At 70.0% G+C, this 5893-nt stretch carries 6 protein-coding genes; 3 read left to right on the forward strand and 3 right to left on the reverse strand.

Annotation, left to right across the window (positions count from 1 at the left end; translation table 11 throughout):
- Positions 1 to 135 precede the first annotated feature (135 nt).
- The 3 genes from E1286_RS45505 to E1286_RS45515 all read left to right on the forward strand — a co-directional run bounded on the left by E1286_RS45505 (position 136) and on the right by E1286_RS45515 (position 1917).
- Positions 136 to 912: a carbohydrate ABC transporter permease gene (locus E1286_RS45505; RefSeq protein WP_246075704.1), complete on the forward strand. Its 777-nt coding sequence runs from the start codon at positions 136 to 138 to the stop codon at positions 910 to 912.
- Positions 913 to 987: 75 nt separating this feature from the next.
- On the forward strand, positions 988 to 1263 hold the full coding sequence (locus E1286_RS45510; RefSeq protein WP_132623376.1) for a 4a-hydroxytetrahydrobiopterin dehydratase: 276 nt from the start codon (positions 988 to 990) through the stop codon (positions 1261 to 1263).
- Between the two features lie 105 nt (positions 1264 to 1368).
- A complete protein-coding gene (locus E1286_RS45515) occupies positions 1369 to 1917 on the forward strand; it encodes a superoxide dismutase family protein (protein WP_165970235.1) in 549 nt (182 codons plus the stop codon).
- A gap of 64 nt (positions 1918 to 1981) precedes the next feature.
- Here E1286_RS45515 and E1286_RS45520 read toward each other — a convergent pair whose 3' ends face one another.
- The 3 genes from E1286_RS45520 to E1286_RS45530 all read right to left on the reverse strand — a co-directional run.
- Positions 1982 to 2947, reverse strand: a complete 966-nt coding sequence (locus tag E1286_RS45520; RefSeq protein ID WP_132623380.1) for a pirin family protein — start codon at positions 2945 to 2947, stop codon at positions 1982 to 1984.
- A gap of 81 nt (positions 2948 to 3028) precedes the next feature.
- The gene (locus tag E1286_RS45525) at positions 3029 to 4393 is read right to left on the reverse strand and encodes a serine hydrolase (RefSeq protein WP_132623382.1); all 1365 of its coding nucleotides are present in this window, start codon (positions 4391 to 4393) and stop codon (positions 3029 to 3031) included.
- A 166-nt stretch (positions 4394 to 4559) separates the two neighbouring features.
- The coding region (locus E1286_RS45530; protein WP_132623384.1) for a serine hydrolase at positions 4560 to 5893 on the reverse strand (1334 nt) is incomplete at its 5' end.

Raw genomic sequence — 5893 nt, forward strand, 5'->3', positions numbered from 1 at the left:
CCTGTTCCAACAGCGGAGCTCCTGTGGTGAGGATGTCTTGGAGTGACAGACCTCTTCTACAGCGGCTCCGCTGCTTTGTTCACCGGTCTTGACGAACAGCCCTTTCCCCTTAACTGAACGGCGTTGGCTCTAGACATGCGTGAAAGGCCGAAGCCCGGCGTGCTGAGCGGGCTGTCCCACATGGCGCTCGCGGTCTGGGCGCTGCTGATCATCCTGCCGCTGCTGTGGACGTTCCTGGCGTCGTTCAAGAACAACACGGAGATCTTCGGCGACCCGCTGCAACTCCCCGGCGAGCTGCGCCTGGACGCCTGGGGGCGGGCCTGGGACACCGCGCACATCGGGCGGTACATGCTCAACACCGTCATCGTCGTCTTCTTCGGTACGGCCGGCACGATGGTGTTCGGCTCGATGGCGGCGTACGTGCTGGCGCGCTTCTCGTTCGCCGGCAACCGGCTGATCTACTACTACTTCGTGGCCGGGCTGGCGTTCCCGGTGTTCCTGGCGCTGGGGCCGCTGTTCTTCGTCGTGCGGCAGGTGGGCCTGCTCAACTCGCACGTCGGCCTCGTGCTCGTCTACATCGCCTACTCGCTGCCGTTCACCGTGTTCTTCCTGGCGGCGTTCTTCCGTACGCTGCCGGAGGCCGTCGCCGAGGCCGCCATGATCGACGGCGCCTCCCACACCAGGACGTTCCTCCAGATCATGGTGCCCATGGCCAGGCCGGGCCTGGTCAGTATCACGATCTTCAACGTGCTGGGCCAGTGGAACCAGTACCTCCTGCCACTGGTGCTGCTGGCCGGCGATCCCGACACATGGGTGCTCACCCAGGGCATCGCCCGCATCTCGACGCTGGCCGGCTACGAGGCCGACTGGCCGGCGTTGTTCGCGCGCTGTCCATCACGATCCTGCCGGTGATGGTCGTCTACGTCGTCTTCCAGCGGCAGATCCAGTCCGGGCTGAGCTCGGGAGCACTGAAGTAACGTGGGCGGCATGGACGTCGAAAGCAGACTCAGCGATCTGCCCGCCTGGCGGCGCGAGGGTGACGAGATCCGGCGCACGGTCGACGCGCCCGACTTCCCCACCGCGATCCGCATCGTCGACGAGATCGCGGTGAAGGCGGAGGAGCTCAATCATCACCCCGACATCGACATCCGCTGGCGGACGCTGCATCTGGCGCTCACCACCCACGACAAGGGCGGCCTGACCGATCTCGACTTCACGCTCGCGGCCCTGATCGATGACATCGCGGAAAAACATGGCGCCTAGGCCGCGATAGCCATCCGTAGTCATCCGGTCACTGGTTAGAGTGGGTGGCCTCTCGGAGCCCTCGATCCGGAGGGGGCTCGGATCTTGGGGGGTCATTCAATGCGCGTGCCCGCACTTCTGCTCGTCCTTCTCACCGCAGCCTGCGCGGGCCCGCCCGGCCCCGCGCAGGACGCGACGAACGCCAAGGGCATCGCGTCGCCCGGCGACTCCGTCAAGCTGACCGGCGCGGGGGAGTTCACCACCGGCGACACCTCGGCCATCGTCTACGACCGCAAGCTCGCCCCCGAAGGCTCCCAGGCCAGCGTCACCGTGGAGTCCTCCGGCGGCCAGACGCGCACCTCGCTGGTGGTCGAGGGCCTGCTGCCCAACCGCCGCTACGGCTCCCACCTGCACACCAACCCCTGCGGCAAGAAGCCGGAGGCCGCGGGCCCGCATTTCCAGCACCACGCGGGCCAGATCGACCCGTCCAGCGAGGTCTGGCTCGACTTCACCACCGACGCCGAGGGCGCCGGCCGCTCCAGCTCGCGCAACGAATGGACGCTCACCCGCGCCAAGCTCCCGGGCTCCCTGGTGATCCACTCCGACCCCACGGTGGCCTCGGGGCCGAAGGTCGGCGACGCCGGCGCCCGCGTCGCCTGCCTGAACCTGAAGTAGCGCGTCCGCCCGCGATTCCGACCGCGTCGCCCGGGAATCCCGGGCGACGCGGTCGTGCGAGGGGTCAGGCGTGATGGGCCGGGACGGTGCCGAGCCGGCCGGCCTTGAAGTCCTCGAACGCCTGCACCAGCTCTTCCCGCGTGTTCATGACGAACGGCCCGTAGTGCGCCACCGGCTCGCCGATGGGCTCACCGCCCAGCACGATCACGTCGAGGGTGTCCTTGGCCGTGATCGAGATGGTATCGGCCGCCGTGGCGAGGCCCGGCCGGCTCCCGAACCCGTCGAACACCGCGAGCTGCCCGCCGGCGATCGGCCGCCGCTCGCTCCCCACCGTCCCGCGGCCGGACAGCGCGTACGCCAGGGCGTTGAAGTCCTTGCGCCACGGCATGACCAGCCGCGCCCCCGGCGAGAGGGTGGCGTGCAGCAGCGTGATCGGCGTGTGGGTGCTGCCCGGCCCGACGTTCCCGGCCAGGTCGCCCGCGATGAGCCGGACGAGCGCGCCACCGTCGTGGCTGCTCAGCAGCACGACGCTGGTGCTCCCGATGTCCTGGTACTTCGGCGCGATCATCTTCTGGGCGCCCGGGAGGTTCACCCAGAGCTGGATGCCGTGGAAGAGGCCGCCCTGCTGCACGAGCCACTCCGGCGGCGCCTCCTTGTGCAGGATCCCCGCGCCGGCCGTCATCCACTGCGTGTCGCCGTTGGTGATCGTCCCTCCGCCCCCGTTGGAGTCGAGATGGTCGATCACCCCGTCGATCATGTACGTCACGGTCTCGAAGCCACGGTGCGGGTGCCACGGCGTGCCCTTGGGCTCGCCGGCCGCGTAGTCGACCTCCCCCATCTGGTCCATCATCACGAACGGGTCCAGGTACTCGGGCTTGATGGCGGCCAGCGCCCGGCGCACCGGGAAGCCCTCGCCCTCGAAACCGCTGGGCGCGGTCTCGACGGCGAGCACCTTCCTCTCCGGGGCCGCGGCCACCGGCTCGGGCAGGCGGGGGAGGGTCAGCGGGTTCTCGACGGTCACGGCGGGCATGTCGCGCTCCTTCCAGCGGGATCTGCCCCCCTCAACCCGATTTAGTTTTCAACTATTCCACGGTCCCGGCTTTCGGGTGAGTCAGGAGCCCCCGGCCAGCGTGAAGGCGCCGCGGGCCAGAGCCACCTGCTCCTGCGCCACCATCGGGTCGAGCGGCGCGCCCGGGTCGATCGCCATCGTGGTCACGACGTACGTCTTGCCGGCGGAGGTGCGGGCGAGGAAGGACAGATCTGACACACCGGGCTCCGAACCGCCCTTGAACCACACCTGCGGCCACTCCTTCCGGTCCAGCCCGAGCCCGGCGTCGTTGATCGACATGGCCTGGGCGATGTGCTCGTCACCCAGCTTCACCAGGCCGGCGTAGGCCTGGCAGATCTCGGTGGGGGAGGCGTACCACTCGAGCTCGGCCAGCTCACGCGGCGCGGTCCACATGGCGAACCGGGACAGCGGCGTCTTCGCCACCACGTCGTCCAGATAGGCGCGCTGCTTCGCGTTGTTCAGCGACAGGTAGCGCTTGGCGTGGCGAGGATGGTCCACGCCCTTGAGCACGAACAGCTCCCGCGTCGTGATGACCGGCGCGTTGCGCTTGTCGTGGGCGCCCCAGGCCCGCATCGTGCGCTCGACCGCCTTGCGGCCGACCTGGTGGATGAGCAGGTCGGTGGCGGTGTTGTCGCTGATGGAGATCATCAGCTCGGCGGCCTCCAGCACCGTCACCTTGCTCCCGTCGGGACGGTCCTGGAGCTGGCCGGACGGCAGGCTCTTCAGCTCGGGCGTGATCGTCAGCTCGGTGTCCCAGCCGAACTTTCCGTTAGCGATCGCCTTGGACACCGCGCCGAGCACGTACAGCTTGACCATGGAGCCGAGCGGCCGCGCCTGCTCGGCGGCGACGGCGTGCACGGGGACGCACGTGCCGTTCGGGGTCAGCTCGGCGGCGAGGAAGCCGGTCTGAGGCGCGGTCCTGGACAGCCGCTCGTCGATCTCGTCCCAGCTCCGCGGCGTGGCGGGCGGTGGGGTTACGGGCTGGAAGAGCAAGCCGTTGATCAGCCCGGCGGCGTTCACGGTGAGCTGGACGGCGAAGGGCACACCGGTGACCGTGACGCGGGCGACCAGCGTGTTCTCCTGCGGCTGCGCCAGCTGCTCCAGCCGCATGCCCGCGAACTGGGCCAGCACCTGGTTGAGCTGCGCGGGGGGCACGCTCGTGAGGAAGCCCGCCTCGAAGTGCCCGGACAGCTCGCTCTCCGGGAGCGGTGTGCGGTTGACCGCCTCGAGCAGCCAGCTCAGCTGCCGGCCCGCGGCGGTGTCGGGGATCTCCGGCGCGGCGGCCACGCTCCGCGCTACGGGGGCCGCCGTGGCCTGGGCCGAGGCGGGCAGGGCCACACAAGCCGGCAGGGTGATCGCGATCGCGGCCGCCGCGAGGCGCCGGGCGGGCTTCGACGAGGGGTTCATGGGGGACTTCCTTCGGGGGTCTGCGGGGGGCGTGATCTCCAGAAAACCCTATTGGCCCTGTTCGGAGCCACCATGCGGGCCGCCGTCCGGCGGGGAGGATGACCGCAGGAAGTATGCGGACAACCTCATGGACACCGGACGGCACCTGGCGTTCGGGACGAGCAGATCAGGACTCGCCGGCCAGCTGGAAGGCCCCGCGGGCGAGAGCCACCTGCTCCTGACCCACCTGCGGGGGGAGGGCCGCGTCCGTGTCCACCGCCATCACGGTCACCACGTACGACTTACCGGCCGAGGTGCGGGCGAGGAAGCTCATGTCGTCGAGGCCCACCTCCGAGCCGCCCTTGTACCACACCTGCGGCCACTTGTTCCGGTCCAGCCCGAGCCCGGCGTCGTTGATCGACATGATCTCGCCGACGCGATCGTCACGCAGCTTCACCAGCCCGGCGTAGGCGCGGCAGATCTCGGTGGGGGAGGCGAAATACTCGAGCCTGTCCAGCTCGCGGGGCTTCGTCCACGGCTCGATCCGCGACAGCGGCCACTCGGCCACCACGTCGTCGAGGTAGGCACGCTGTTCGGCGTCGCCCAGCGACAGGTAGTGCTCGGCGCGGCTCGGGTAGTCCACGCCCTTGAGCAGGAACAGCTCTCTCGTCGTCATGAGGGGGACGTTGCGCTTGTCGTGGGCGCCCCAGGCCCGCAGAGTGCGCTCGACCGCCTTGCGGCCGACCTGGTGGATGAGCAGGTCGGTGGCGGTGTTGTCGCTGATGGAGATCATCAGCTTGGCGGCCTCCCGTACGGTCACCCTGCTGTTGTCGGGACGGTCCGCCAGCCCTCCGGTGCCCGGGCTCCGCAGCTCCGGAGTGATCGTGAGCTCGGTGTCCCAGCCGAACCGGCCCTTGTCGACGGCCTCGGACACCGCACCCAGCACGTACAGCTTGATCATGGAGCCGAGGGGGAACGCCTGGCCGGCGGCGACGGCGTGCACGGGGACGCACGTGCCGTTCCTGGTCAGTTCGGCGGCCAGGAAACCGGTCCGCGGCGCGGTCCTGGACAGCCGCTCGTCGATCTCGTCCCAGCTCCGCGGCGTGGCGGGCGGTGGGGTTACGGGCTGGAAGAGCAGGCCGTTGATCAGCCCGGCGGCGTTCACGTCGAGCTGGACGGTGAAAGGCGTGCCTGCGGCCGTGACGCGGGCGACCAAAGCGTTCGGCCGCGACTGCAGCAGCTCCTCCAGCCGCATGTCCGCGAGCGACACCAGCGTCTGGTTGAGCCGCGCGGGCGTGACGCTCGCGAGGAAGGCCGCCTCGAAGTGCCCGGACAGCTCGCTCTCGGAGAGCGGCGCGCGGGTGACGGCGTCGAACAGCCAGCGGAGCTGGCGGCCGGCAGGCGTGTCCGGAATCTCCGGCGCGGCGGTGGCCGTCGCGGCGACGGCGGTCCTGCCGGCCGCGGGTGTGGCGGCGGTCCTGCCAGGTGTGGCGGGGGCCGCGGATGCCGGGGCGGGGGTGC

The sequence above is a fragment of the Nonomuraea terrae genome (genome assembly GCF_004348995.1).
GTDB classification, from domain to species: domain Bacteria; phylum Actinomycetota; class Actinomycetes; order Streptosporangiales; family Streptosporangiaceae; genus Nonomuraea; species Nonomuraea terrae.

Coding starts and splice junctions, on each gene's coding strand:
- E1286_RS45510 (WP_132623376.1), top strand. CDS start 988: ATGGACGTCGAAAGCAGACTCAGCGATCTGCCCGCCTGGCGGCGCGAG.
- E1286_RS45505 (WP_246075704.1), top strand. CDS start 136: ATGCGTGAAAGGCCGAAGCCCGGCGTGCTGAGCGGGCTGTCCCACATG.
- E1286_RS45520 (WP_132623380.1), bottom strand. CDS start 2,947: ATGCCCGCCGTGACCGTCGAGAACCCGCTGACCCTCCCCCGCCTGCCC.
- E1286_RS45525 (WP_132623382.1), bottom strand. CDS start 4,393: ATGAACCCCTCGTCGAAGCCCGCCCGGCGCCTCGCGGCGGCCGCGATC.